Source organism: Desulfovibrio desulfopostgatei (assembly GCF_053570645.1).
Map to the genome: position 1 here is coordinate 1,187,717 of NZ_JBRBQS010000002.1, position 26,432 is coordinate 1,214,148.

Below are 26,432 nucleotides of genomic sequence, written 5' to 3' on the forward strand. Positions count from 1 at the left end.
CGGGTCAATGGGCAGCGGTTGTGCCTTTCTAGGAATCGCTGTGCCCGTTGCCGTTCCCATTGCTCATGGAGGCAATGGTCTCGCGCAGGTCGGCGGCCATCTGGGCCACCTCGCGGGCAGTGACGCCAAGCTCTGTCATGGCGTTGGAAATATCCAGCGCGATGGAATCAACCGTGCCGATGTTGCCGTTGATTTCTTCAGAAGCGGCGGACTGCTTTTCAGCCGTAGTGGCGATTATGCCGATCATGTCGGCGGTCTGCATGACCTGGGTGACAATTTCCTGCAAGGCTTCACCCGCCTGCGTCACAAGCTCCACACCCTGCTGTACGCTGGCGTCAGTTTCGTCCATCAGCGCAATATTGCTCTGGGCGCTGTCCTGAATGCCCTTGACGGCAGAAGAGACTTCCATGGTGGCTTGCATGGTTTTTTCCGCCAGTTTGCGCACTTCATCGGCAACCACGGCAAATCCGCGCCCTGCCTCGCCAGCGCGGGCGGCCTCAATGGCGGCGTTAAGGGCCAGCAGGTTTGTCTGGTCGGCAATATCGCTGATGATGCCAAGGATTTTGCCCACGTCCTGCGCCTTGCTGCCAAGATCGTGCAGCCCCGTGCTCATGGTTGTGGTGTGCCTGCGCACATCGGCTATGGCCTCAATGGACTGATCGGTGATCTTCTGGCCGCTCTGGGCGCGTTGCCGGGCCTGATCGGCATTGCCGGAGGCATCGCCAGCGTTGCGCGCCACATCCACTATGGAGGCGTTCATGGCTTCGATGGCGGTGGCGGTTTCGCGTATCCTGTTTTGCTGGTTGGCTGTGCCTTCGCTGGTATGGCCGATGCGTTCCAGCAATTGGTCGGATATATGGGCAAGGTGGGTGGCAATTTCGCCTGCATTTTCCGCCACCCTGGCGACCATGGCGCCGTTCTTTTCAATCTGGCGCTGATTTTTTCTGATTTCGGTAATGTCGTTCCAGAAAGTCACCGACCCCATGAGAGTATTATCCATGTCAAAAAAGGGCGTGGCAGTCACCGTGACATAGCGCAGGTTGCCTTTTTCCGTTGGGAGTTCACGCTCGGCCACAAATTTTTTGCGGTGCAGCACGGCGCGCACTGCGGTGGTTTCGCGATTTTCGTCATTCCACAAAAATTTGCCCGATGTCAGACCGAGAAAACTCTGGGGCTTTGCGGTTTTTTCCAGCAGGTCGCACAGGTGCTGGTTAAGCCAGAGAATTTTTTTGTCCGCACCAATGATCAGGCAGGGGGCGGCAATGCCGTTGAGCACGCCTTCTGAAAAGCCAAGCTTGTCTTTGAGTTGCGCCACCATTTTGCCAATGTCGGTGGAAAGCGTGGCAAGTTCGTCCTTACCCTGCTGGTCAAACTCCACGGCAAGGTTGCCTGCGGCTACCTGCCCTGCATTGGCAACAAGCCGCGAAATCCGGCGAATGAGAAAATGGCGGATCGCCAGCACCGTAAAGGCAATGAGGGCCAGCAGGCCCACAGCCCCCATGATGGACGAGCGCAGCAACTGGTTTTCCATGGCGGTCCAGGCGTTGGTGACGTCAAGTTTCATCACCAGCTGGCCGAGGATTGGTTCAGATTCGCCGTGGCAGTGATAGCACCTGCGCTGGTTGGCTATGGAAAAAACGCTGCCCAGAATTTTTTTACCGTTCTGGTCAATAAAAATGGCTTCCTCAATGGGCTGTTTGAGGCCGCGCACATGCAGGCCCGCCAGCTCCTTGTCCGCTTCAACCGCTGCAAAATCCTTGCGCAGGGTGGTGTCGTCCGTACTGTAAGTGATATTGCCCGCGTAGGAGGTCATGTAAGCGGTAATATGCCCGAATTTGCTTTTGATCTTGCTGAATTCGTCGGCTGTTCCCTTGTTGTCACCCACGATCATGGGCTTTTCAATGCCCATATAGATCAGCCCTGTTTCCATATGCGCGCTGGAGCGGATTTCATCAGTCATAAGCTTTTTAACCCCGGCATATTCCAGGGTCATTATGCAGCTTATGACGAGAAAAGTAATAGTGACAATGGATACAGTAATTTTGAAATTAAGCGATCTGGATAAAAGCATTGCTACCCCCGAGCTAGTGCGCGCCGGAAAAGATCAGTGGCTTGAATTTGAAATCCTGAATCCGCTCGGAATTATGGCATGCCGTGCAGGTTTCCACGGCAGGCTTTCTGCTGATGGATTGAGGATCCTGATTTTCCGCATGTTCGCTGCCTGGCCCGTGGCAGGTTTCGCAACCAACATCGGCCAGCTCGGGCGTTGTTTCTATGCTTTTGAATCCGCCCTTGTTGTAGCCTGTGGTGTGACATTCGTAGCATTTTTGAAGCTCGTGCTCCTTGAGCTTGGGCTTCATGATGGCTACAGAATTCCATGAATGGGCTTTTTTGGAATGCTTGATAAAAGAATTGTACTGCTCTTCATGGCATGGAGCGCAGTTTTTAGAACCAATGTAGGTTTTAGTGTTGTCTGCATTGCCTGCCTGAACAAAAAATAGCTGAATAAATGCTAAAAATAAGGCTGAAAGTAAACATTTTTTAAATAAATACAGCATTATCACGTTCTCTTTGATGGTTGTTTTTGCAGCCAGCCAGGAGCGCCAGGAGGAGCGGAGACTTTGTCACTTCAAAAAACGTAAACCATGAATCGTGAATCAGTGCGGAAACCCTATACCCTTGCGCAGGGTAATGCCGCAGCAACGCAGAGCCTTTCGGCATGTTTTAGTAAATGATTATGCCATGTTTTGATTTCATGCGGTTTTTTTCATTTTTCATCGGTGATGATCAGGCCAAAGCCGCACCCTGGCCTGAAGGAGGTTCAGACTCTATAATGCAAATTTTTTATGTTATTATACCCATGAATTTGAAAATTGCACTCACTGGTCAAGCAATGAATAAGCTGAAAAGCGATAATAGTATTATTTATGGATAATTTTTTTAAACATAAAAAAATACGTTATTGGTTAGCATTGGCGATTTTCTAAAATAGTGCTGAAAATAAGCATATTTTTGAGTAGTTAGCACAAAAAAATTTTAAAGTGAATAGACTCCCGAAAACAGGCAAGATCATGCCATGAACATCATGATAGTAAAGTTGCAATATGTAAAATTTTTTTATGCAATACATAAAGTTTTTGGCACATCATTGATTGAACACTGCTATCTTGCATCATTTGATAAGAAAATGTGTATAGAACTCTTTTTGCTTTTTATACGAAAGCCATGGAATACAAATCAGGGGCGCGGGTATGGTACGTACGCGTGGAGGGCTCATGCTGGAGAAATGAACCTCCGCATGGATATTGACTGAATTGATGCAGATTCTGGGGAATGGTTGATGCGGGGGGGGGGGATGGCCTGACCGCATCTGTTGTGATGGCCTGTGTCTGAAAGGAATCAGGCTTTGAGGGGCAGGGCGGCGCGCAGTTCGTTTACGCCAGCGAGGGTTACGGAGCTCAGCGCAACGATTTGCGTTGTCCCTGCGCTGTGCAGAAAGCGCCTTGCGCGTTCCGTGTTGGCTGCGTCCATGTCTGTCTTGCTGATGATGCCAACGACGGTGCGGTTGAATATGCGGGCAAAACCCGGCGGGAAGGCGGAGGTTGGGCGGGTGGCGTCCTGCACAAAAAGAATGGCCGCGCATTCCGTGGCCAGGGTAATCAGGGCGCAGTAAAAACGGCGGTTTTCCAGAAATTCCGGCGGGGGAAAAACAAATTCTCCAGCGTATTCCACAGCCATGGTACGCCGCAGATCCGGCACGGTGCAGCCCAGCAGGCGGGCAACGGTGCGTCTGCCCACCCCCCGTTCGCCCATAAGCATAATGCGGCGCATGGCAGGCCTATGACCGGGTGCAATCGGTCAGGGCGTAGTGGAGCACATCGCCAAAATAGCGCAGCACTTCACGCAGCCCGGCTTCCACGCTGGCCACATCGCCGGTGAGCAGCAGGGAGCCGCCAAACCTGTCCAGAAAGCCGATCTGCACATCGGCGGCCTTGGTGGCGATATCGGCGGCAATGATCACGCCTTCGCTGGGCGTGATGGTGAGTATGCCGATGGCGTCCGTTGCGCTTTCGTCAAGGCCGAGCTTGAGGGGAATGTCGCGCTGGGGGCTGGCGATAAGGTGCGCCAGAGTGATCTGCCTGCCGGGCACATACTCCTGTATGACGCGCTGTTTCGCTTCTTCCATGGTGCGGCTGCCTGTTTGCTTGAGGGAATGTTGATGGGCGCGCGGGGAGTCTGGCTCCCCGCGCAAGGGGTTGCCCGAGAGTAAACTGGTTAGAGCATTTCAACTTTGAAATGCTTCACATTTCAAAGTTCATCTGCTTCTAGAGCAACTGCTTTTTGAGATCATCGCTGGGCGAGGGTATCACAATCTTGCTGACCACCGGGCCGCCGTCCGTCACGTTGGCCGCACCAGCGTCCACGGATGACTGCACGGCGCTGACCTCGCCCGTCATGAGCACAAAGGCTTTGCCGCCCAGGCCCGCAGAAAGGCGCAGTTCCACAAGGTGCACATCGCCAGCCTTGGCTGCGGCATCCGCCGCCAGCACGCAGGAGGCTGCGGTATATGTTTCAATAATGCCGAGAGCGTTGATCTTTTCCCTGATGGCGGTGCCGTTCATGGCTGGGATGACGCTTTCGTGCACGTTGGGGATGATAAAGGAATCCACCACCAGATCCGCGCCCAGGTGCAACCCGGTCTGCACGGAGCTGGTCACGGCTCCGGTATCGCCGGTGATGACCACAAGATAACGGCCAGGGCAGGTGGGGCGGGAGATAACCAGCTCCACATTGGCGGCTTTGACCATTTCGTCCGCCGTCTGAATGCCCACGCCGATGCTGTTCAGTTCCACACAGCCAATAGTGCGTAATTTCATGCCGCTCACCTGTTGCCTCACGCCTTGATGGTTATGATGCCGTTTTCAACGGCAGTGACCACGCCGTCAATGCTGGCGTGTACGCGCGCACCCATGGCCCCTTCGGGAATTTCACCGATGAGGTCGCCTGTTTTGACGTGATCGCCCGCATGCACCACGGCAAGAGCGGGCGCGCCTATGTGCTGGCGCAGGGGAATACGCACTTCCGAAGGCGTGTAGTCGCCTGCAAAGTGCGGGTGCGCTTCATAACCCGCAAGCCCAAGCCTGCTTACAAGGCGGCTGGTGGGAATCCTGCGGTCATCGCGGAAACGCGAGGCCACGAGGGGTTCGCCCCTGTTTTCCCACTTGACCCCGGCGGCCATGAGTTCCTTTTTGAGCTGCGCGTTCACTTCCCTGGGCGAAAGGCCCATGGGGCAGGCGAACTTTTCGCAGATGCCGCATTCGGAGCAGAGCAGGGCCTCGCGCGCAATGGGCGAATCCACGGCCTGCCCGTCAAGCACGCGCATAAGCCGGTGCGGGTGCAGGCTGTGACCAAGCAACTGCCGGGGGCAAAGATCGGTACACTGCGAGCACTGACAGCAAATGGTGTTGGTAAGGCGTTTGACCGTGTGCGGGTCCATGACCTTGCGGCACACCACGTTGTGGTCGGGCGGCAGCACAAGGAGGCCGCTTGTGGTTTTGGTGACGGGCTGATCCGTATCGGGCAGCACGCGGCCCATCATGGGGCCGCCGTCCACCACGCGGTATTCGTCAATGGTCGGCCCGCCCGCAAATTGCAGCACCTCGGCAACACGCGTACCCACTGGCACGCGCACCACCATGGGCTTGCGCACCTCGCACCCCACGGTGAGGTAGCGGTGGGTCACAGGTTTGCCGTCCAGCGCGTGGGCCACATTGCAGAGCGATTCCACATTGCTTACCACTGCGCCGATCTGCAAAGGAATGCCGCGCTCGGGCACAATGCCGCCAAGCACTTCATAGACCATCACCTGCTCGTCGCCAGCGGGGTAGAAGTCGCCCAGTTCAAAGGCCTCGATGCGGCCCTTGCCAAGGCGGGCAACGCCTTCGCGTACACTCTGCATGGCGTGGGCGTGTTTGCCCTTGAGGCAGATGACGCCACGCCCGGCCCCTGTGCAATCCATCATGGCCTCGAGGCCGCGCACCAGAGTGTCCACCTGTGTTTCCATCAGATACGGATCGCTCATCAGCAGCGGTTCGCACGAAGCCCCGTTGACCAACACCGTCTGCGCGGCGGCGTCGGCCTTGACGTGCGTGGGCAGGCCTGCGCCGCCCGCACCTACCACGCCAGCCGCGCGAATGGCGTCAACAATTGGTTTTCCCATGATGTCCTCTCACTGGAATTATCGCAAAGCGGGCCGCCAGAGCATTTCACTCCTGAAATGTTCGCTTGCGACAGGCAAAGCCTGCCTGCTCGCATTTCGTGGCAAGGATTTTCAGGAAAACCCCTGCAGAGCAGTTACCCCATTTCTTTCGTAAACTGCCCTAACCGCACCCGCCGCAATCACATAGCCCGGCTTCAGGCCTTACTTGCACTTGGGCAGAATCATTTCCACTTCTTCATGGGGGCGGGGGATAACGTGCACGCTCACAAGTTCGCCCACGCGCGAGGCAGCGGCAGCGCCCGCATCGGTGGCGGCCTTAACAGCGCCCACATCGCCGCGCACCATCACGGTCACCAGACCGGAACCCACCTGTTCGCGACCGATGAGGGTCACGTTGGCAGCCTTGACCATGGCATCGGCAGCTTCCACAGCGCCAACAAGACCACGGGTTTCAACCATGCCGAGAGCGTCAGTCATTATAGCCATTGTAATCTCCTTTTATGTTTGCGTATGCGCGGCAGAGGCTTAAGCGTGAAGGCTCTTGCCGATCACTGCCACGGTTTCCAGCGTCACCTTCCGCAGTTCGTCGGGGTCGGTGATGCCATAGTGCTGTTTGATGATGGCGGCCACGCCGATGAGCAGGTCATCGTAGTGTTCGTCGTGCCCGTCATGCGCGTGCTGCGAGCATTCGCCGTGTGCGCAGTGCGCGGTGCCCTCGTCGTAGCTTATCTGGACGCCGCGTTTGCAAAGTTCATCGCGCGCGCCGGGGGTCAGAATCTTAGCGGAGTCCATCACAAGCTTGTTGCCGTGGATGAACTGATCAAGATTATCAATGGTTATCAGTGTTTTTCCCATATGTGCCTCGTTCGTTCCGCAGGCGCGGGTTATTGTTGGGCGTCATTGGCGTTACGCCGCGCCGTGCCAGCCAGCGCGCTGACCACTTCCGGGTCGGGCTGGGGAATGACCACCATACGCATCAGATTGTTGCCCAGCACGTCAGCGGCTGCGGCTGCGGCTTCACGCACGGCGGCCACATCGCCTGTCAGCACAAAGTACGATTTGCCGCCAATGCCCTGGCCAAGAACCATGCGCATCAGCGACACCGCCGCCTGCTTGACGGCCTTGTCTGCCGCTATGACGCTGTCTGCCGCGTTGCGGCATTCAACAACGCCCAGGGCCGCGCCGCCGATTTCAGCGGGCATGCGCCGCAGAACATTGAGTACCTGGCTGGACACATTGGAAACAACATAGCTGCCCGCAAGGCGCGCTTCCGTTGCTCTGGCGGCTTGCACCGAGGCGTCTACCGCCTCTCTGTCTCCCCCCACAAGGATGAGAAAGCGCCCTGCGCACACAACGGAAGCGCGCACCAGCGTGACCGGAGCGGCCTTGAGCATGATGTCGGCCAGCTCCGCCCCAGCGGCTATGCTGCGGCTGTCCACAATGCCCAGCGTATCCATGAGCTATTCGCTCTCCGGGCTTTTGCCCATCATTTCTTCCTGATCCAGAATGCCCACAATGGCTGCATCAACAGGGGATTCCTGATTGTACAGAGCCTTGCGGGCCGGGCTGCCGGTGGTGATAAGCACGCGCTCGCCAATACCGGCTCCCACGCAGTCCACCGCCACAAAACTTTCGGCCAGCCTGTTGTGGGCGAGGTCAAGGCGCTGTACCACCATGAGCTTGAGCCCGTTGAGGGAATCTTCCTTTCGCGTGGCCCATACGTTACCGACGACAATGCCTATCAGCATGCGACACCTACAGATCTTTCAAAATGGTCATGTTGCGTTCCGCCGCCGCATCCTGCGCCAGCGGTGTTACAACGGCCCCTTGGGGAGCACGCAGGGTGCGCGCGCCCGTTGCGGCGGCCTCGGCCACATGGTTTGCGGTTATAAGACAATCGCGCGTGCGCGACGCCTCCGGCGCGGCCTCGGTGAGTTCCGTCAGGCCAAAGGCCGCAAGCCGCGCTTCATACTCTTCATACAGGCGCAAAAGCGCGTCCGGGGCAGTGGCGGCGTGTGCGCGGTAGGCAAAGCCAAGGGTGCGCACCTGTTTGCCCTGCAAGAGCAGGTCAAGCACTTCGCGCTGGGCAAGGCTTGAGCCGCGCCCCAGCGCCAGATCCGCCATATCCGGGCAGGAAAGCTCCGGCAGGATGTAGAGGGCCGGTTCCTGCCCGGCGCTCTGCCCCTGAAAGCACACCTGCATGGCGCTGCCGAGGCGCTTTTCCACCTGACGGGCGAGGGCTTCGTCCCTGGGGGCCAGCACCTGAGCCACGGATGCGGGCCTGGTATCAAGCTGATCCAGCACGGCCCGCACCACGGCGGTAATAAGTGTGTTCAGTTCCACGGGCATAAGCCGCGCTCCTATAATCATTTAAGGCTATGAATTATATTCACAAAAGCTAAAGGCTTTAGTCAGTGCAGTTGAGGGCGATGCCCAGCGGCGTCACCAGAAAAGGATTGGCGGGCTTGAATGTGGGCACGCCAGTGTCCTTCTGGATGATGGATTCCATATCCGCTAGGCAGCAGGTGCCGCCCACAAGGTACAGGGCCGAAACCTTGCGCCCCTGAATGTGCTTCTTGACGATGGCCGCCATCTTTTCAATCACGGGCCGCACCACGGGCAAAAGTTCCTTGTGGCGGCTTACGTCCTTTTTCAGGTCTTCAGCTTCGTCAAAAGGAATGTCATAATTGCCAGCCAGCACGAGGGAAACGTGTGTTCCGCCTGTGGGTTCGTCCGCCACGTACACAACCTTGCCGTCCTGCAACAGGGCAATGCCGGTGGTGCCGCCGCCGATATCCACGATGGCGCCGTCGCGCACCTGCAAAACGCTGTTGGCCGCAGTGGGTTCGTCAAGCAGGGCGGTAACGCGGTAGCCAGCGGCCTCCGCCACATGGCGGTGGGTTGCGCAGTCGCGCTCGCTGGTGCCGGGCGGAACGGCGATGGCGGCATTTTCAAGCTTGCGGCCAAGGCGTTCTTCCAGCTCTTCGGTCAGCTCGCGCACAATGCGCGCGCCGCCCGCGTAGTCCACCACCAGACCGTCACGCACCACCTGGGCAAAGCGCATGGCACAGGCCACAGGCTCGCGTTTGGCGTTGACCACAACCACCACAATGTACGCGGTGCCAAGGTCTACACCCACATAAAGGGGTTCCGTGGGGCTGACCTTGCGGGGATTTTCCCGGCACTGGTCAAGCGTGGCGATGAGTTTATCCGCTGCGGCAAAGTCCATATCAGCCCCTTGAGCGCCGCACGATGACGCCGGTGACGCCGGGCTTCCAGCCTGCGCTGTTGCCTTCGTCCGCATCAATGTGCATGGCAAGTTTGAAGGAGTCGCTCACGCGCACCAGCACGTCTTCAAGAATCATGGGCCGTTCCGTATCAAGACGCACGGCGACCTTGTCCTTGTCCTTGAGGCCGAAACGTTCGGCATCATCGGTGTGCATGTGGATGTGGCGGGCGGCAACAATCACGCCCGATTCCAGGCCCACAATGCCCGTGGTGGATGCAAGCACGATGCCAGGGGTGTCCTTGGTGTCGCCGCTCTGGCGCACCGGAGGATTGATGCCCAGAATGCGGGCATCGGTCTTGGAAAGCTCGATCTGCGAAACGCTGCGGGCGGGGCCGAGAACGGCCACCTTGTCCATGACGCCCTTGGGGCCGATCAGCCGCACACGTTCAACGCACAAAAATTGTCCCGGCTGCGAGAGCGGCCTTTCGGGTCGCAGGGCCTCACCGTACAGCGACAGCGCATCTTCGACGCTCAGATGGACGTGACGGGCGGAAATCTCCACCGGGATGGGCCCGGCGTTCATGGTTTCTTCCCTGTCGCTGCTGGCGCACTGCTCTGTCAGCACCTTGCGCACAACGTCTGTCACAATGTCCTTGATCGCTTGTTCGTTCATCTTGGCTCCAGCATGCAACGGCTGCGCATTGGCAACCGCCTTGTAAATACGCGGGAATCGGGCCGCAGGCTCAAATTCCTTTGGCGGGCGTTTTTTATGGGCAACGCCGCGCCGTTTCCGTAGAGGCGTTCCGCCTGTGGCTCCCCCGGCGCTGCACGTCAGTGTGCGCCGGGGGGCCAGATACGGCAAAGACTAGGCTTCGCGCTTGGGCAGAATCATTTCCACTTCGCTGTGGGGGCGGGGGATCACGTGCACGCTCACGAGTTCGCCCACCTTTTTGGCAGCGGCGGCGCCGGCGTCAGTGGCGGCCTTAACAGCGCCCACATCGCCGCGCACCATAACGGTGACAAGGCCGGAACCAACCTGGCTGCGGCCAATAAGGGTTACGTTGGCGGCCTTCACCATGGCATCGGCGGCTTCAATGGCGCCCACAAGACCACGGGTTTCGATCATGCCCAGAGCGTTGGCGGAAGCGGTCATAGCTATTCTCCTTGCGTTATTTGCGTATGCTGTTGTGCCCCTGAGCGGGTCATGCCGTTGGGGGCATTCCGCAATAACGGGCTGTTACGGTTACATTGGGCAGGCTTGGCCAGCCCGGTGTAGCTGCTGCTAAAGAACCTTCTTCAGCTCGGCCACAATCAGTTCGGTGACGGCGTTGATATCAATGTTGCCAGCGCTGGCAGCCGGGGCAGACGTGCCATGACCGCTGCCGGAGCAGCAGGAGGCGGCAGGGGCAGCATGGCTGGCCGCGCCGTGCCCGTTGCCGGAGCAGCAGCACTGGGAGTTGAGGTCATAGGCCACACGGCGAATGTTGATCAGGTTCATGGGCGTGACGTTGTCGGAAGTGGCGCTGCCGCCAACGGCCCCGCAGCCCAGGGTGAACGAGGGGAACAGCCCGGTGCTGAGGCCCACCGCGCCCTGCGTGGCGGGCGTGTTGACCATGATGCGCGAAACAGGCTTTTTGAGGCCGAATTCGCGGATGATTTCTTCGTTGTTGGAGTGGATGGCAAGGGTGTGGCCAGCGCCGCAGTTGTGCAGCAGAGCGGTGCACAGTTCGCAGGCTTCATGCCAGTCTTCCACCACGTAAAAGCCGAGCAGGGCCGTGAGCTTTTCCTTGGAGAAAGGATACTTGGGGCCAACGCCCTTTTCGTCCGAAACGAGCAGGCGTGTACCCTGGGGCACGTCGATGCCGGCGATGCGGGCAATAGTCTGTGCGTCGCGTCCCACAATGGCGGGGTTCATGCTGCCATTGCCGCGTTCCATGACGTTCTTGACCTTTTCCAGCTTTTCGCCCTGGAGGAAGTAGGCTCCCTGGGCTTCCAGCGTGGCGCGCACCTTTGCGGCGATGCAGGATTCGGTGACGATGGACTGCTCGGAGGCGCAGATAGTGCCGTTGTCGAAAGTTTTGCTGCTCATGATCTTGGTCACGGCGCTTTCGATATCGGCGGTGCGCTCGATGAAGGCGGGCGTATTGCCAGCGCCCACGCCCAGGGCAGGCGTGCCGGAGCTGTACGCGGCCTTGACCATGCCGGGGCCGCCCGTGGCAAGGATGAGATCGCAGATCTTCATCAGTTCGTTGGTGCCTTCAATGGTGGGAATGGTAATGCAGCTCACCAGATCGGGCGACACGTTGCAGCTGCGCAGCGCGCCCTGAATGATTTCCACCGTCTTGGCAATGCACTTGCGGGCGCTGGGGTGCGGCGTAAACACAATGGCGTTGCCCGACTTGAGCGAGATGAGCGACTTGTAGATGGTGGTGGACGTGGGGTTGGTGGAGGGCACAATACCCGCAATCACACCCACGGGCACAGCCACTTCCACAACCTTGGTCTGGTTGTTGGTGGAAAGAACGCCCACGGTCTTCATGTCGCGAATGCAGGCATAGACCTTTTCGCTGGCAAGCAGGTTCTTGGTCTTTTTGTCCTGCGGTTTGCCAAAGCCGGTTTCTTCCGCAGCCATTGCGCCCAGCGTTTCAGCCTGGGCAGCGGTGGCTTCGGAAACGGCCTTGATCACGGCGTCCACACGCTCCTGGCTCATCTGTGCGAATTCCGGCTGCGCCTTGCGCGCAGCGCGAACCAGTGCGCGCACCTCCTGAATGGAGAGCAAATCCTTATCGACCATTTTTTACTCCTTTTCCTTCAGAGCCGCCCGGCAAATGGCGTCTATCAGCGTTTTCTTGTCGGAGGAGACAATCTGCCCGCGCGTGAGCGGAACCTGAAGGTCTCTGGCCAACTGCCGAAGTTTGTTTATGCTCATGCCCGCGAGCTTTTCCTTGCTCGGGGGCGCGGCCTGCGTGGCGGGCTTCGCCTTGTCGGCGGGGTCAGTCATGCTTGTCTGGCCTTCCTGTGCGGCCTCTGCCGGGGCCGCCGCCTCAATCTCAATGCTGCGCGGTTGCAACAGCAAAATATGTTCAAGCTCCGCATCGGGGCGGGGGATGACATGCCGCGAAACGCACTCCGCGCCTTCAATGCGCGCAATGGAGGCCGCTGCTGCGTCCACGGAGGACTGCACGGCAGCCACTTCGCCCGCAATGGTGATGGTCACAAGCCCGCCGGAAGCAAGGGACTTTTCGAGCAGGCGCACGTCTGCCGCCTTGAGCATGGCGTCGGCAGCCTCAATGGCTCCTATCAAGCCCCTCGTTTCCACAAGTCCTAATGCCAGCATGCTTTTTCTCCTTCACTGCGCACGGGCGCGGCGCGGGTTTGTCCGTAATTGTCTGCGTTAATGCCTGATGGTCTTCACATCGAGGTCGTAGCCACGCAAAATGCTCTCCATGGTCGCCATATCCCGGTCATCAAGCACAGGGTTGTCCTTGATGGGATATTCCATGTCGAGCTGGGCGTACTTGCCGACGCCCATTTTGTGGTAGGGGAGCAGATCAACACCCTTCAGGTTTTTCATACCTTTGTAATTATACAGAAATTTTCCTACTGCGTGCAGTTCTTCCGCATCGTCGTTGTATCCCTTCAGCAGGGGCATGCGGATGCGCACGTTGCTGCCGTTTTCAAGCAGCCAGCTCAGGTTCGCCAGTATGGTCTCGTTGCGCACGCCCGTGAGGGCGTAGTGCTTTTCCGGATTCATGTGCTTGATGTCGAAGAGGAAGAGATCAACCACTTCGGCAAGCTGGCGCACCACTTCGGGGCGGGCATAGCCGCACGTTTCCATGGCGGTGTTGATGCCTTTGTGCTTACAGGCCAGGAGCAGGTTTGCCACGGCTTCCGGCTGGAGCATGGGCTCGCCGCCGCCAACGGTAACTCCCCCGCCGGAGCTCTGGTAAAAAGGCCAGTCCTGTTCCACCACTTCCAGCAGTTCAGAAATACCCTTGCATTCGCCCGCGATGGCCAGCGCCCCCTGAGGGCAGGCCTTGACGCAGCGCCCGCAGGCGATGCAGTCAAGCTCCCTGTTGACGGTATGCTGGCCTTGCGCCCCTGCGAGCGCGTGAATGCCTGAGGGGCAGACGGGCACGCACGCGCCGCAGGAGATGCAAAGGTCTTTTTTGTACAGCACATCGCAGCGCCGACGCTGGCTTTCGGGGTTTGAGCACCATTTGCAGCGAAGGGCGCAGCCCTTGAAGAAAACGATGGTGCGTATGCCCGGACCGTCATACATATTGTATTTCTGTATGTTGAAAACGATGGCTTTTCTTTCGATCACGGTGCTTTTCCCCTGCCGTATGCCGTTACGCTTGTGTTGCCGTAAGTACCGGGCGGCCTAGAAGTGGCGCAGCACGGTTCTGCTGATGATTTCGTCCTGGACGTCCTTGCACAGCTCGATGAAGAAGGCGCTGTAGCCAGCCACGCGCACAACCAGATCGCGGAAGTCCTTGGGGTTCTTCTGCGCATCAAGCAGGGTCTGGTTATCCAGGTAGTTGAACTGCATTTCGCCGTTACCCAGGATGCTGGCCGTGCGGATGAGGGTGATGACGCCCTGTTCGCCTTCGGGGGTATCCAGCAGACCGGACATGAGCTTGAAGTTGTGCACCATGCCGATGTTCATGTTGTCGTTGGACATCTTGGACACGCTCTTGATGATGGCGGTGGGGCCTTTGACGTCCGCGCCCTGGGTGGGGCTGATGCCGTCGGAAAGGGGCTGCCATGCGCTGCGGCCGTTGGCGGATGCGCCAAGCAACTGGCCGAAGGGCGTGTTGTTGGAGATGGACAGGGTGCCGTGGCTCAGAATGGAGTAGAGCGTGCGGTACTTGCGGTGCTCCTGCTCGGTGAACGACACAAGGTCGGCGGCGATGTTGTCGGCGTAGTCGTCGTCGTTGCCGTACTTGGGCGCGGCAAGGCAGTCTGCCAGCACGGCATCGTAGCCCTTGAAGTCGGCCTTGAGGGCTTCGTTCAGGTATTCGAGCGTGTACTTCTTGTCTTCGTACACAAGCTTCTTGATGGCGGCCATGGAGTCCACATAGGTGGCAAGACCGCTCCAGACCACGCCGGGGCCGAAGTTGTACATGGCGCCGCCGGAGGCCACGTCGCAGCCGTGTTCCATGCAGCCTTCGTACATGATGGACATGAGCGGCTTGGGCGCAAAGTCGCGGTGCACGCGCTGGGAAATGACCGTGGCGACGCTGGACCACTTGGTGATGTAGCGAATCTGCTCCTTCACCGCGGCCTCGAATTTTTCGTAGGTGTCAAACTGGCTCAGGTCGCCGGAGTCGGGGCAGACTTGTTTGCCATACCACAGCGGCACGCCGTGGTTGAGCACCAGTTCGATGCAGATGGGCCACTGTGTGTATGCAGTGGAGGTCCACTGGTAGAGGCGGCCAGATTTCTGCGGTTCCACGCAGCCCATGAGGCAGTAGTCGCGGGCGTCTTCAATGCTCACGCCCTTGGCCAGCATCATTTTGATGTGGGTGTCGTCAAAGTGCACGGCGGGGAAGCCCATGCCGGAACGGATGACGGCCACGATTTTCTTGAGGTATTCCTGCGGCGAAGAATTGTGCACGCGGGTTGCCAGCGAGGGCTGGTAAATACGCACGTGGCGCACGGCGTCCATGAGCAGGTAGGTCAGCTCGTTGGTGGCGTCGCGTCCTTCGCGGGTAACGCCGCCCACGCACATGTTTACGAAGGGCTGGTAGCCAGCAAAGAACTTGGAGCTGCCCTCGCTGGTGAGCCACATCATTTCAGACATCTTGATCAGCATGCAGCCAGCGAGATCAAATGCCTCGCAGGGGGTCATGCGACCCGCTTCGATGTCGGCCTTGTAGAGGGGGTACATGTACTGGTCAACGCGGCCAATGGACATGCCGGTCTGGTTTTCTTCAACCACCAGCAGTGATTCCACGGTCCACACAGCCTGAATGGCCTCCCAGAAGGTGGTGGGAGCGTGGGCGGGAACGCGGGCGTTGATCTCGGAAATCTTGAGCAGTTCGGCCTTGCGCTTGGGATCGTGTTCTTTTTCCGCAAGCTGGGCGGCGTATTCCGACATGCGCTTTGCATAGCACATGACGCCTTCGGTCGTTTCGATAACCGACTTGTAGAAGTAGATTTTGTCGATATCTTCGGGATTGGCGTAATCCAGGTGCGTCAGGTGTTCCTGCGCTTCATGCTGAATGTCCAGCATGCCTTTTTTCATCAGGATGACGTCATAGCCGGGGTTGGAGTCGCCGCCGCCGTTGAGGGCGTGGTACGAGCAGTCGGACACGTAGGATTCGCCCGAAAGTTCCCACAGACCGGCTTCGCGGTACTGGGCCTCGCAGTATTCATCCACGGACTTGCCTTCCCAGTAGGGGAAGATTTCTTCGCGCAGAACTTTCTTGTCTTCTTCAGCAAGATAGAAGGGGTCCTGCGGGCGGGAGCCGATGGTGTCCAGCTCGTCGCGCAGCCAGCGCCAGGAAATATCGGGCGAAAACGCGCCAGCGCGCGGTGCGCCGTTGGGTGCGCCCACGATGAGTTCATTATCCTGAATGACCAGGGGCGCGGTTTCGCAGCAGTAGCGGAAAGCCTTGGCGCGCAGCAGAATGCGCGGCATGCCGGGGTTTTCGCTGTCAATCTTGGTAATGGCGCGCGCACGGTGAATGGTGATGCGCGGCATCTGCAAAAGATAGTTGGTCTTGAGCTTGAGATGGCGCTCGGTAGGGCCGTCAGGCACGTTGACGCCGTCAGACACGCCAGCCTTGGGGCCGGAATGCTGCGCGGGGGCAGTGGGCGTGAGGGTGACAGCCGAGCCGGAAGACGTGGCAAATATCTTGCGCAGCGTTTCGCGCTCTTCGGGCGTCAGGCTTTTGGTGACTTCTGCTATCTTTTGAGTAAAATCATGAAGATCCACGTTGATTCCTCCATGGTTTGCGATGGCGGCTCCGGCTGCTGCCGGGGCTTGTTCCGCATCACCTGTTCAATTCATTGAGAGCCTTGCGCAAAACGCGCCGCAGTGCGTCTGAAACGGGGTCGGCCTGGTCGCTCTGCTGTTCCCTGAACGAGAATCCGCGAACGCCGTAACCTACCTTGCGCCGATAAATGAGATTCATTGGTGAAATGTTGTCGGAGCTGAATCCGTGCCCGGCCAGACCGCTGCCCTGCGTCATGGAAGGGAAAAGGTCGGTGGTAAGGCCCATGCCGCCAAAAGCGGCAGGCGTGTTGACCAGCATGCGGGCCACGGGCTTTTTGAGCGCGAACTGCTGGATGATCTCTTCATCCTGGCTGTGGATGGTCATGGTTTGGGCGTGACCCTCGCGCAGCAGAAGTTCGAGGCATTTTTCGCAGGCATGCCGCCAGTCCGGTTCAACATAATAGGCAAGCACAGGGGCCAGCAGTTCCCTGATAAAGGGGTCGGCGGGGTCCACGTAGCGGCGTTCAACCAGCAGCACGCGCGTACCCTGCGGCACGGCAATGCCCGCTTTTTCGGCCAGCACTGTTGCCGATTGCCCCAGCATGGCGCGGTTGCGGCGGCCATTGGGGTGAAACATGGTTTCGCTCAGGGCCTGGGCCTGCGCCTCGTTGATAAAACAGGCTCCGCCCGCCTCAAATGCCCGGCGCGCCTGCGGCTCGATCTTGCCGTCCACAATGACGCACTGCTCGGCAGAGGGGGCCAGCCCGTTGTCAAAACTTTTGCTGGCAAGGATGTCGTCCACGGCTTTGCAAATGTCGGCAGTGGCTTCAATAAAGGCCGGGCCGTTGCCCATGCCGCCGTAGATGAAGGGCTTGCCGCTGTGGCGCGCCGCTTCAAGCATGCTGTCCCTGCCGGTTACCAGAACCAGAGCCACAAGACGGTGGCGCATGAGTTCTTCAATGCCGCTGTCGGCGACCATGGTCAGGCAGGTCACAGAACCTTCGGGCAGGCCGTGGGCCTGACCGGCGGCAGACATGGACGCCACCACGCGGCTGGTGCATTCCACGGCGTGCTGGTGGGGGCAAACCACAATGGAATTGCCCGCCTTAACCGCTGCAAGCACATTGCAGATGGTGGTGGAAACCGGGTTGGTGCAGGGGCTGAGGGCGGCTATAACGCCCACGGGCACACCCACTTCAAACACGTTTGGCGCGGCATCGGCGCTCTGGGGCAGCCTGCCCACGCAGCGCATGCCCCGCACGCTCTGGATGACGCGGCGGCAGGCAAAAAGGTTTTTGGCCATTTTGTCCTGCCACACGCCGCATCCGGTTTCTTCGTGGCTCATGACGGCAAGCGACTGGGCCTCAGCGGCGGCGGCTTCAGCCATGGCTTCCACCACCGTGTCCAGTGATTCCTGAGGCATGGCGGAAAGCCGCGTCTGAGCGTCAGCCGCGTTTTCAGCAAGGATGCGAGCCTGCTGGATGGAAATAAGATCCTTGTCGCCGATCATGTTTCCTCCGATGAACCCGGTCAGCTCAGGGCGTAGCGCCTTACAAGCCTGACAAGACGACGGTGGGGCGTGGGGATCACAGCGGAGCTGTAAACGGTAGCGCCCATATTGTTCACGGCCTTGATGCCAGCGGCCACGGCGGCCTGCACAGCGGCCACATCACCCTGCACAAGGGCGGAGCAGTAACCGGAGGCCACGTTTTCGTAGCCGATCAGTTCCACATCGGCGGCCTTGATCATGGCGTCCGCGCCTTCCATAAGAAAGACGATGCCGAAGGTTTCAATCATGCCCAGGGCGCGCAGACCGGGGTCGTCTTCTGCCACTTCGTCCAGCGTATGCGCACGGACAATGCCGCTCATACCGCGCGCAGGGCGGGGCATGACGTTGGTGGCCGTAAGCTTGCCCACAGAGGCGGCAGCAGCGGCGCCAGCGTCAACAGAGGCCTTAACTGCGGCCACATCGCCCCGAACCATAATGGTAACGAGCGTGGAGCCAACGTTTTCATAGCCGACAAGATCAACATCCGCGGCTTTGAGCATGCTGTCCGCGCCGTAAATGGACGGAACCATGCCAAGAGTTTCAATCAGGCCAAGGGCTTCTTCACCTGTATACTGCATACAACTCACCTCATGGGGACCCGTGTTCGTGTCCGGGCATAGCCGGGCGGAGCAAATCTCCTAGTTCCTTTCTAGCCGTTCCCCTATAGGGAAAAGTCAAGCCATATCCCGATTTTTTTCGTCTTGTGTGTGAAATTTGTTGCAGCCCTTGCGGAATGCGGGTTTTGGCCTCTTACCTGGCTGTTTTTTGATTTTTCCGCCTGCTGCGCGGGTATGCGAGCGCATGGCGACAGTGGAGCGCACAGCGGGATCAGTGGCATTTTTGCGTTTAATTACGGGCCTGTCGCAAGAATGTCTGCTTTTTGCAGCAAAAGGCGGCGACCTTCCCTAAAACTGGAACCTTGGGCCGGATTTGAAGAAGCGGGCGCAGGTAGCAGGTTCAGATCGCATGAGCGCATTGAGGATGGGGGCATGAGAGGAAGAGGCCGGAACGACTTTTGCACTATCAAGGAGGGTACGCCCCAAGCCGGACACCGCACATTCAGGAGAGCTTCATGAATTCTCAGCGCTACACCATAAGCGAAATGAGCGAGACTTCGAATATTTCAAAAAAGGCCCTGCGTTTTTACGACAAGCTGGGCCTCATCACGCCTCGCCTGCGCGGGGCTAACAACTACCGCTATTACACGCATGAAGATGTGCTCTCAGTGCCGCCTCTCAAATATTACAAGCAGATGGGATTCCGGCTTGAAGAAATCCGCGCGGCCTTTGATGCGGACAGCAACGCCTCACTGAGGGCTCTGCGCGAGATGTTTACTACCAAGATGGAAGACCTGCGGCAGGAGGAAGACGTGCTGCGTTTGCGCTCGGCCTCCATCCATGACTGGCTTGAGCTGCTGCACGAGGCGGAAATGGTGCTGGATAACGATCTGCGGCAGGTCTCGGTTAAATATGTTCCGCCGCAGAATCTGCTGTTCCATGACGAGGTGTTCTCTCTGGACATCAAGTCCACCATCATCAATATGGGCTTTACCAATTATGTTGAATCACTGGATAACAACATTGCCGGGCCGGTCATTGTCCATTTTTCTTCGGTAGAAGACAGGCTGAAAAAGGTGGAGCAGCCCATACAGGTTTTGCAGCGCCCCATGCGCCCATGCAAGCCTGAGCTGATGCAGACGCTTGGGGGCGTGCTCATGGCAAGCTGCTATCACATAGGCCCTTACGAAACCATCAGCGACACCTACCGCAAGCTGCAACGCTGGTGTGCATCTAATAGCTATGTGCATGCACCGGATGCGTTTGAACGGTATGTCACCGATTACTGGACAACCAACAATGAAGCGCTTTTTGTGACCGAGGTTCTCGTGCGGGTGCGCCGCCCCAACGACACATTCGTTTAGGCGGAAGCATGCCGCCGGGCGCTGTTTGGCACAGCCCGGCAAAAGTGAAGGCCGTTGCCCGGGAGTCCGGGCAACGGCCTTTTTGCGCTATATTCACAGCGCAGGGCATAAAAATGGGCCTGCCGCCGACCAGTATGCGTGGTCGGCAGCAGGCCTGTACCGGAGGAAGGAACCGCCGGATCTTTAGAACTTGTACTGGAAGACCACCTGACCCTTCCAGGCGTCCTGCTTGGAGTAGGAGCCGAAGTTCTGGTAGCTCTTGTTCCAGGTGCTGCTGTCCATGTAATTGGCCACGTAGCCCAGTTCAACGTTCATCTCAAGATTGTCGTAAATCTTGTAGGAAGAAATCACGTTGAATTCCAGCAGGCCATCGTTGGTGGTCATGTAAGGGCCGTCAAACATGTTGGAGGTGGAATCCCACGCATTGGCATGGTCCATGTACTTGACCATGGAGGGGCTGTTGGTGCCGCCCCAGTATGCCACGCGGAAGGTGTGGGTGAGCCTGTCGAGGAAGCTGACGTCGCGGATCTGCGCGCCAAAGCCCCAGGTGCCAGCGTAGGACAGGGACTTGTCCATGAAGTTGACGTTGGGGCTCCAGCCGAGGTTGCCATCGCCCATGAAGGACGTGAAGTTGCCGTAAGCACACACGGAAGGCAGGCGCTCGGAACCGTTCTTGACGTTGCCGTCGTCGCCGGAAGCGTACCAGCCGAACACGCCGGGCACGCCCCAGTCGAGCTTGTATTCCACAAGGGCCTTGGCCAGCCAGCCCTGACGCTGGGTGCTGCCGTGGACCACATCATTGGCGTTGTTGCGGCGCATCACGTTGAAGCTGCCCATCTGTTCGACAAAGCCGTAGTTGGTGTCGAATTCAATGTTCCAGGGTTCCAGAGCCGTAACCTTAACAGGCAGGCCAGCCCAGAACACGGTGCCGTATTCCTTGGAGGCATTGGTCACGCCGGTCACGTTGAGGCCGTGGCCCGCGCCGATCTTGTTCAGATAGGGGTAGAGGGTGGTGGCGGGGGAGCCATCATTGAGCCCATAGTTGGTGAAAGCGCCAAACTTGCCAGTGTTGCGGCCCATCATGCCGGGCATGACCCAGGGGGTGATGCTGATGCCGTCAAAGGTCAGGGGCATGCTCAGGGCAAACAGGTCCATGTTATCAAGATAACTGGCCTTGTCGTTGCTGATCACGTTGTTGTAGGTGCCGCCCTGATAGTTGTCGTTGAAGGGGCGCATCCACAGGGCGGTGAGGCCCACGTTTTTGTTAAAGGCATAGTTGCCAACCACAGCGGCAGCCTGGGTGTCAAACACCGCAGAGCCGCCAGCGGCGTTGGGCAGGGCCAGATACTGCAAGCCCATCTTGAACTTGAGATCGGTCTGCGGAACCGACCACTGCATGTTGGCCTGGGTCACGCGCACCAGGGTGCCGTCCGCACCAAGGGAGGAACCCTGACCGGATCTGCCCCAGTCCTGCGGGCCAAGCTTGAACTGCACGCTGCCCATCAGGTTTTCTGAGGCAACGGCATCAAGGAAGAGCAGAACGCGCTGACGCGAAACAAACTGGTCAGAGTTGTTGGCCTTCTGTTTTGCCCCATTGGTCGTCACGTCCTTGGTCAGGCTGGAATCGCCCACGCCAAAGCCCATCGACCAGATGCCCCGTGCCTTGAAATCCACCGCTTCGGCAGACTGCCCAAACGCCAACCCCAATGTAAGCGCAAGAGCTGCTGCGGAAAGAATGGTTTTCCGTTTCAAAGACATAGTACCTCCCAAGTTAAACGTTATCCATTTGCTACAGCCTGATCCAAAGAGAGCGCGGGCGAAGTTGTCCGCACTCAAGGGAAGCGTATCCGATCCTGCCGGGCGAGGCCGGGCCCGGCTGGTCTGGTGCAGGGGATGTAAAGGATGCAAGGGGATGGCGCGGCGCTTTGCGCAAAGAGGCCGCCGCAGGGCGCAATGCCGTACAGGTGCTTTTGTGCAAAGAGGGAGCTGCGGAAAGCAGCAACAGGCATGGGTGCAGCCAAGGACGCCTCACGGTGTGTTTGGTCGGGAACAGGTTTGTTGCATGTTTGCATCCTGTGTGCCAAATTTCACCATGTTGAAATAATTTACTTTTTTGCTGGATTGCGTGTGGATGGGGTAAATATGCGGCAGAGTTGTCGTATGTTGCGACAAAAAAATTTTTCATAAAAATTAAATAAATTTAGTATGATAACAATTTTGATTGAAAAACACGACACATTTGTCGCTAATTTGGGCGGCGCTGCATGTTCCGCAAAGAACGGATTGGAAAAAAGTGAGGTCTGGCGGGCATGGCAAAAGGGCAGGGGACGTTGTGAATCATTTGGCATGCAAATTGAAAGGAGGGGCGCGTTAATATCACAACAGTGCCCGTCGGTACTACGAAGGAGTTTTAATCATGGCTGCAAAAGCAAAGCGCGCCGCCCTTATAGGTTACGACTGCCTTATTCCTAAAAGGCTTGAAGTAATGCTCGCTCAGGGGGGGCTCGATAACTTCAGAAAGTTCATGCAGGAGGGCAGCTACATTCCCGAAGGTTTCAATCTGCCTACGGTCACTCCGCCGTCCTGGGCCACTATCTGCACGGGCGCATGGCCCCGCACCCACGGCGTGGAAGACTACTATTACTATCATGAAGGCCGCAGCCTTGATTACAAGGAAACCTCGCAGGCTTTCGGTTCCAGCATCCTCACCGCAGAGACCATCTGGGACGCGTGGGACAAGGCTGGCAAGAAGTGCCTCGTAGTCAACTATCCCATGTCCTGGCCGTCCAAGATGCAGCACGGCGTGATGATCATGGGCGAGGGCCTCAGCCCCGCCGAAACGCGCTGGCCCCTGCACGGCAATGAGCACAAGGAATTTTTGTGCTCTGAAAGCGTTATCTCCACAGATTTCTATCCCATGGGTTCCCAGGGCACCTTTGATGATGCCGAAGGCTGGGCCAACCTGCCGGAAGGCGAAGAACCCCTTGAAATGAACGTGCGTATGCACTTCAAGGAAGCCATTGAACCCCTCGAAGACCAGACCTGGCACTGCCTTGTGTGGCAGAGCGGCGATGAAGGCTATGACCGCATGGCCCTTTGCCCTGAAAAGGACTACGCCAAGGCCTTCTTTACCATCCAGCTTGGCCAGTGGAGCGAACCCGCCCAGCACGACTTTGTCGTGAAGGCCGATGGCCGCACCGAAAAGGGCGTGTTCCGCGCCAAGCTCATGCAGCTTTCTGACGATGCGGAAGAATTCAAGCTGTACATCTCCGGCATTGCTGGCCGTTGCGGCTTTATTGCCCCGGCCGAAGCCGCCGCGCAGATTGACTTCACCAAGCACATCACGGCCAACGATATTGGTCTGGTCGCCTATCTGCACGGCATTATTGATACCGACACCGTGTGCGAACTGGTGGACTTTCACAGCGCATGGCTCTGGAACACCATTGAATCCCTCATCAAGGCCAATGCGGACTGGGATCTCTTTTACATGCATTCCCACCCCATTGACTGGTTCTATCACGGCTGGCTCAGCGAGCTGGACAGCGCGGACGAGGCTGTTCGCACCAAGGCCGAAAAGATGGAACGCTACATCTATGAAGTGGAAGACCGTCTGCTTGGCCGTCTCATGGACATCATGGGCGACGAAACCGTCATGTGCGTGTGCTCCGACCACGGCGCAACACCCCTTGGCCCCATCCTCAACACGGCCCACGCCCTCAAGGAAGCGGGCCTGTGTTCTTACGAACCCAAGAAGTCCGAGAACTACTGGGATATCTACGAGGAAACCGAAGGCTTCAACTACGTGCTTGATGTGAGCAAGTCGCTTGCCGTGCCGCAGCGCTACATGTTTGTGTACGTGAACCTGAAGGGCCGTTACCCCGGCGGTATTGTTGAGCAGGAAGACTACGAAAACGTGCGCGACCGTATCATCAACGCCCTGCTGGACTACAAGCATCCCGACACGGGCGACCGCCCCGTGCTGCTGGCCGTGCGCAAGGAAGACGCGCATGTGTTTGGCATGGGCGGCGCGCAGGCTGGCGATGTGGTGTACGTGCTCAAACCCGAATACATGGCTGAACACGGTTATGGCCTGCCCACCGGCGAATCCGGCTGCGGCAGCCTCAAGAACCTGCTCATGTTCCGCGGCCCCAACATCCGCAAGGGCTACCGTTATACCCGCCCGCGCTGGCTGGCCGACATTGTGCCCACCTTCTGCTACATCACGGGCAATCCTGTGCCCGCCGACGCCGAAGGCGCGCCCATTTACCAGATCATGGAAAACCCCAATCTGGTTGATTAATTCATCATGCGGGGCAAGGGCACGGCTTTTGCCCCGGCACGATAAAACACAAAGCCCCGCGTTGGCGGGGCGGACGACAAGGATAAGATCATGGCTGAAAAGAAAGCGATTCTCCTGATGCTGCCTTCCGTTGCGCTCAGCGGCGCATCCGAAGCGCTGGACAAGCTGAAGAAAAAAGCCGTCCTGCTGGCCAATGCCGACAGCGCTGGTCTTGAAGCTCTGGCCCTGGAACTTGGCGGCAAAAAAGTTGAAGCTGCCGCCCTTGAAGGCGCGGAAGACGCGCTGCTGGTGGTGCAGGGTGACGAGGCCGCTTTGGCCGCCGCTCTGGAAGCCGCCGACCGCCGCACCCTGGTGGTGGTTGCCGCCGCTGACGGCGTGGCCTTCTATGGGCTGGCTGTTGACAGCAAGGCCGGTGCCGTTGCCCGCGCCGTTAACGCGCAGGACATAGCCGTTACCATTGCCACCATTGCGGATCTGCCCGTCAGCGCCCAGTGCACCGGCGGCATCATTTATCAGGCAATGAAAAATCCCAACCTCAAGCTTGATGAAATCAGAAAGCTTAAAGAAGCCCTGGTGCGCATGGAATCGGTTATCCAGCGCGATAACCGCGAACCCTGGGACAAGCACGACTGCGCTTAATTTCCTTGCCGCTGTGACCGCGCCTGCCGTGTGGGGGCATGGCTTGCGCGGTTATCTGGAACCGCAGCCGGGCTGCGGTTCCGACCCATACCTTCCTCCAAGCGCCTGCGGGGATTGAGCTTCATGTTCAGTCACCGCAGGCTGTTGTTTTATCTGCATGCGAGCAGGTTAAACCTGTCTGGCACGGTCTGGCTGATGAAAAAGCTTTCGATAATAGCTAATTATGGATTTTTTCTGTATTTATTTAAAAATGGTTATGATATATGTGGCAATAGTTAGCATCTTTATGTTTTTATAACTGCCTGTTGTGGCATAACTATTTTTGTTAAGTGCTGTAATGTTGTCTGTGTACTTGTTATTCTCTGATAAATTTGGAATTGTTCAAGTTAAGTAATCAGTAGTGCTTTTGACAGCATGTCTGTTTTGTTTTGATAATAGTCAGCATTTGTCATTAAAAGTGTAGATGTAAATAATAAGCATAAAAGTACTAGTGCTATTGATGTTGGCGTGCAAATCCACGTTAGGCTGAATATACCGTGAATGTTTACCAAGTTTTAATGAGGGGTAGTGTGCGATTGTACATTTAGGTTTGACAATTGGGGGGATACATGAAGTTTCTCGAAACAATTGTTGACTTTTTCTGGAGGGCATCGCTCCGGTTTCGATCCGTTCAGCCCGGTAAAATATTTGTGGCCGCACAAAGGCACTATTTGTTGTTGCGGCTTTTTTTTGTAGACAGACAACGCCAGCTTGAAAACGTTGCCTGTGATGTTCTGTATATTTCTCCACAAAAAATATTGCTTAAATCAAACAAGCGTTTTTTGCCTGATATTCTTAAAGGCGAACGTTGTAGCCTGTATGTAAAAATACCTCATGCAATTGCAGAAAAGTATCTTGGAATTTCATATCCTGCTATCAGGCATGGTTTTATTTTTAAAACACGGATTGTCGCAAACTATATAGATACTAAGTCAAAGCAGTGCATTGTTGAGATCGCCATGCCCCCAAAATATGTGCAGCGCGATCTGCAACGGCATGAGCGCGTTGGACTCACTCCACTGATGCTCAAAAAAATTTCTCTGTGGATTTGCAACAACCAGTTGCCTAAATCGATGAATGACATAGATAATGCTACATTTGGCTATGTTGATGAAAGTATATGTGCTTCGATACGTGTAGTTAATCTGTCTGCAGGTGGATTAAGAGTACAGCTTGATAGCTTTAAGGGTTTTGAAAATCCACGCAGGCAATTGAACAAGCCTATCATATTGAATATTGTATTGTACAAGACGTTACGCAAAGAACTGTCACTATGGACAGTCTGTTCTTGTGTCAAAGTCCATTTCAGCCCACAATTAAAGATATTGACCCTGTTTTTAAAATTTGTGCGCGTATGGGATGATCCCAATGAAGGCGGTGCAGGCTGGCGCGTTATTGACCGCGAGGGTATTGCTGCCATTGAGGCCTGGGTGGACAACGACTATTGCATGCTGCTTGATAAAAACCGCATGGTTTCTGATGAATTATGCCGCTGCTTTGGTCTTGATCCTGTTACTGCGCATAAAAAAAATCCCGCACGCCGTTCGTGACAGGCATGCGGGATAAGCAAAAATAGCTATCCGGTATTG

25 protein-coding genes are annotated in these 26,432 nt (G+C 57.2%); 4 read left to right on the top strand and 21 right to left on the bottom strand.

Features of this window, described 5'->3' with window-relative positions; all coding sequences use genetic code 11:
* Positions 1-28: 28 nt before the first annotated feature.
* The 20 genes from ACUZ9Q_RS05285 to ACUZ9Q_RS05380 all read right to left on the bottom strand — a co-directional run bounded on the left by ACUZ9Q_RS05285 (position 29) and on the right by ACUZ9Q_RS05380 (position 18,519).
* On the bottom strand, positions 29-1,993 hold the full coding sequence (locus tag ACUZ9Q_RS05285) for a methyl-accepting chemotaxis protein (RefSeq protein ID WP_233482722.1): 1,965 nt from the start codon (positions 1,991-1,993) through the stop codon (positions 29-31).
* Positions 1,994-2,084: 91 nt separating this feature from the next.
* Positions 2,085-2,558 carry a cytochrome c family protein gene (locus tag ACUZ9Q_RS05290; protein WP_192112053.1) on the bottom strand — a complete coding sequence of 158 codons (474 nt, stop codon included), beginning with the start codon at positions 2,556-2,558 and terminating at the stop codon, positions 2,085-2,087.
* A gap of 841 nt (positions 2,559-3,399) precedes the next feature.
* Complete coding sequence (locus ACUZ9Q_RS05295) at positions 3,400-3,831, bottom strand: EutP/PduV family microcompartment system protein (protein ID WP_215647770.1); 432 nt, start codon at positions 3,829-3,831, stop codon at positions 3,400-3,402.
* A 7-nt stretch (positions 3,832-3,838) separates the two neighbouring features.
* On the bottom strand, positions 3,839-4,186 hold the full coding sequence (locus ACUZ9Q_RS05300) for a BMC domain-containing protein (RefSeq protein WP_192111443.1): 348 nt from the start codon (positions 4,184-4,186) through the stop codon (positions 3,839-3,841).
* Positions 4,187-4,325: 139 nt separating this feature from the next.
* Entirely contained in the window at positions 4,326-4,877 is a 552-nt protein-coding gene (locus ACUZ9Q_RS05305; protein ID WP_192111444.1) for a BMC domain-containing protein, read from the bottom strand.
* Positions 4,878-4,894: 17 nt separating this feature from the next.
* Positions 4,895-6,220: a 4Fe-4S dicluster domain-containing protein gene (locus tag ACUZ9Q_RS05310; RefSeq protein WP_308584809.1), complete on the bottom strand. Its 1,326-nt coding sequence runs from the start codon at positions 6,218-6,220 to the stop codon at positions 4,895-4,897.
* A 201-nt stretch (positions 6,221-6,421) separates the two neighbouring features.
* Positions 6,422-6,700, bottom strand: a complete 279-nt coding sequence (locus ACUZ9Q_RS05315) for a BMC domain-containing protein (protein WP_108702565.1) — start codon at positions 6,698-6,700, stop codon at positions 6,422-6,424.
* Positions 6,701-6,745: 45 nt separating this feature from the next.
* Positions 6,746-7,075 (bottom strand): hypothetical protein, encoded by a 330-nt coding sequence (locus tag ACUZ9Q_RS05320; protein ID WP_449247456.1) that lies wholly within the window; start codon positions 7,073-7,075, stop codon positions 6,746-6,748.
* 29 nt (positions 7,076-7,104) lie between these two features.
* Entirely contained in the window at positions 7,105-7,677 is a 573-nt protein-coding gene (locus ACUZ9Q_RS05325) for a BMC domain-containing protein (protein WP_240824675.1), read from the bottom strand.
* A gap of 3 nt (positions 7,678-7,680) precedes the next feature.
* Positions 7,681-7,968 (bottom strand): EutN/CcmL family microcompartment protein, encoded by a 288-nt coding sequence (locus ACUZ9Q_RS05330; protein WP_022658524.1) that lies wholly within the window; start codon positions 7,966-7,968, stop codon positions 7,681-7,683.
* 7 nt (positions 7,969-7,975) lie between these two features.
* Entirely contained in the window at positions 7,976-8,569 is a 594-nt protein-coding gene (locus tag ACUZ9Q_RS05335) for a hypothetical protein (RefSeq protein WP_022658525.1), read from the bottom strand.
* Between the two features lie 58 nt (positions 8,570-8,627).
* Positions 8,628-9,449 carry an ethanolamine utilization protein EutJ gene (gene eutJ / locus ACUZ9Q_RS05340; protein ID WP_192111449.1) on the bottom strand — a complete coding sequence of 274 codons (822 nt, stop codon included), beginning with the start codon at positions 9,447-9,449 and terminating at the stop codon, positions 8,628-8,630.
* Position 9,450: 1 nt separating this feature from the next.
* Positions 9,451-10,122 carry a phosphate propanoyltransferase gene (locus ACUZ9Q_RS05345; protein ID WP_192111450.1) on the bottom strand — a complete coding sequence of 224 codons (672 nt, stop codon included), beginning with the start codon at positions 10,120-10,122 and terminating at the stop codon, positions 9,451-9,453.
* A gap of 192 nt (positions 10,123-10,314) precedes the next feature.
* Positions 10,315-10,602: a BMC domain-containing protein gene (locus ACUZ9Q_RS05350; protein ID WP_022658528.1), complete on the bottom strand. Its 288-nt coding sequence runs from the start codon at positions 10,600-10,602 to the stop codon at positions 10,315-10,317.
* A 129-nt stretch (positions 10,603-10,731) separates the two neighbouring features.
* Positions 10,732-12,243: an acetaldehyde dehydrogenase (acetylating) gene (locus ACUZ9Q_RS05355; RefSeq protein WP_449247457.1), complete on the bottom strand. Its 1,512-nt coding sequence runs from the start codon at positions 12,241-12,243 to the stop codon at positions 10,732-10,734.
* Positions 12,244-12,246: 3 nt separating this feature from the next.
* The gene (locus ACUZ9Q_RS05360; RefSeq protein ID WP_192111452.1) at positions 12,247-12,786 is read right to left on the bottom strand and encodes a BMC domain-containing protein; all 540 of its coding nucleotides are present in this window, start codon (positions 12,784-12,786) and stop codon (positions 12,247-12,249) included.
* A gap of 57 nt (positions 12,787-12,843) precedes the next feature.
* Complete coding sequence (gene cutD / locus ACUZ9Q_RS05365) at positions 12,844-13,776, bottom strand: choline TMA-lyase-activating enzyme (RefSeq protein WP_215647779.1); 933 nt, start codon at positions 13,774-13,776, stop codon at positions 12,844-12,846.
* 57 nt (positions 13,777-13,833) lie between these two features.
* The gene (gene cutC / locus ACUZ9Q_RS05370) at positions 13,834-16,392 is read right to left on the bottom strand and encodes a choline trimethylamine-lyase (protein WP_449247458.1); all 2,559 of its coding nucleotides are present in this window, start codon (positions 16,390-16,392) and stop codon (positions 13,834-13,836) included.
* A 58-nt stretch (positions 16,393-16,450) separates the two neighbouring features.
* Positions 16,451-17,902 carry an aldehyde dehydrogenase family protein gene (locus tag ACUZ9Q_RS05375; protein ID WP_449247459.1) on the bottom strand — a complete coding sequence of 484 codons (1,452 nt, stop codon included), beginning with the start codon at positions 17,900-17,902 and terminating at the stop codon, positions 16,451-16,453.
* A 20-nt stretch (positions 17,903-17,922) separates the two neighbouring features.
* Entirely contained in the window at positions 17,923-18,519 is a 597-nt protein-coding gene (locus ACUZ9Q_RS05380) for a BMC domain-containing protein (protein WP_192111456.1), read from the bottom strand.
* 494 nt (positions 18,520-19,013) lie between these two features.
* On the opposite strand from ACUZ9Q_RS05380, the gene ACUZ9Q_RS05385 reads away from it, so the two are divergent.
* Entirely contained in the window at positions 19,014-19,862 is an 849-nt protein-coding gene (locus ACUZ9Q_RS05385; RefSeq protein WP_215647783.1) for a MerR family transcriptional regulator, read from the top strand.
* Between the two features lie 183 nt (positions 19,863-20,045).
* Here ACUZ9Q_RS05385 and ACUZ9Q_RS05390 read toward each other — a convergent pair whose 3' ends face one another.
* Positions 20,046-21,620: an outer membrane homotrimeric porin gene (locus ACUZ9Q_RS05390; RefSeq protein WP_192111458.1), complete on the bottom strand. Its 1,575-nt coding sequence runs from the start codon at positions 21,618-21,620 to the stop codon at positions 20,046-20,048.
* 658 nt (positions 21,621-22,278) lie between these two features.
* Between ACUZ9Q_RS05390 and ACUZ9Q_RS05395 the strand changes: the two genes are divergently transcribed.
* The 3 genes from ACUZ9Q_RS05395 to ACUZ9Q_RS05405 all read left to right on the top strand — a co-directional run bounded on the left by ACUZ9Q_RS05395 (position 22,279) and on the right by ACUZ9Q_RS05405 (position 26,393).
* On the top strand, positions 22,279-24,165 hold the full coding sequence (locus ACUZ9Q_RS05395) for an alkaline phosphatase family protein (RefSeq protein ID WP_192111459.1): 1,887 nt from the start codon (positions 22,279-22,281) through the stop codon (positions 24,163-24,165).
* Positions 24,166-24,255: 90 nt separating this feature from the next.
* Entirely contained in the window at positions 24,256-24,804 is a 549-nt protein-coding gene (locus tag ACUZ9Q_RS05400; protein ID WP_298992658.1) for a hypothetical protein, read from the top strand.
* A gap of 608 nt (positions 24,805-25,412) precedes the next feature.
* Positions 25,413-26,393, top strand: a complete 981-nt coding sequence (locus ACUZ9Q_RS05405) for a hypothetical protein (protein ID WP_233482732.1) — start codon at positions 25,413-25,415, stop codon at positions 26,391-26,393.
* Positions 26,394-26,432 lie beyond the last annotated feature (39 nt).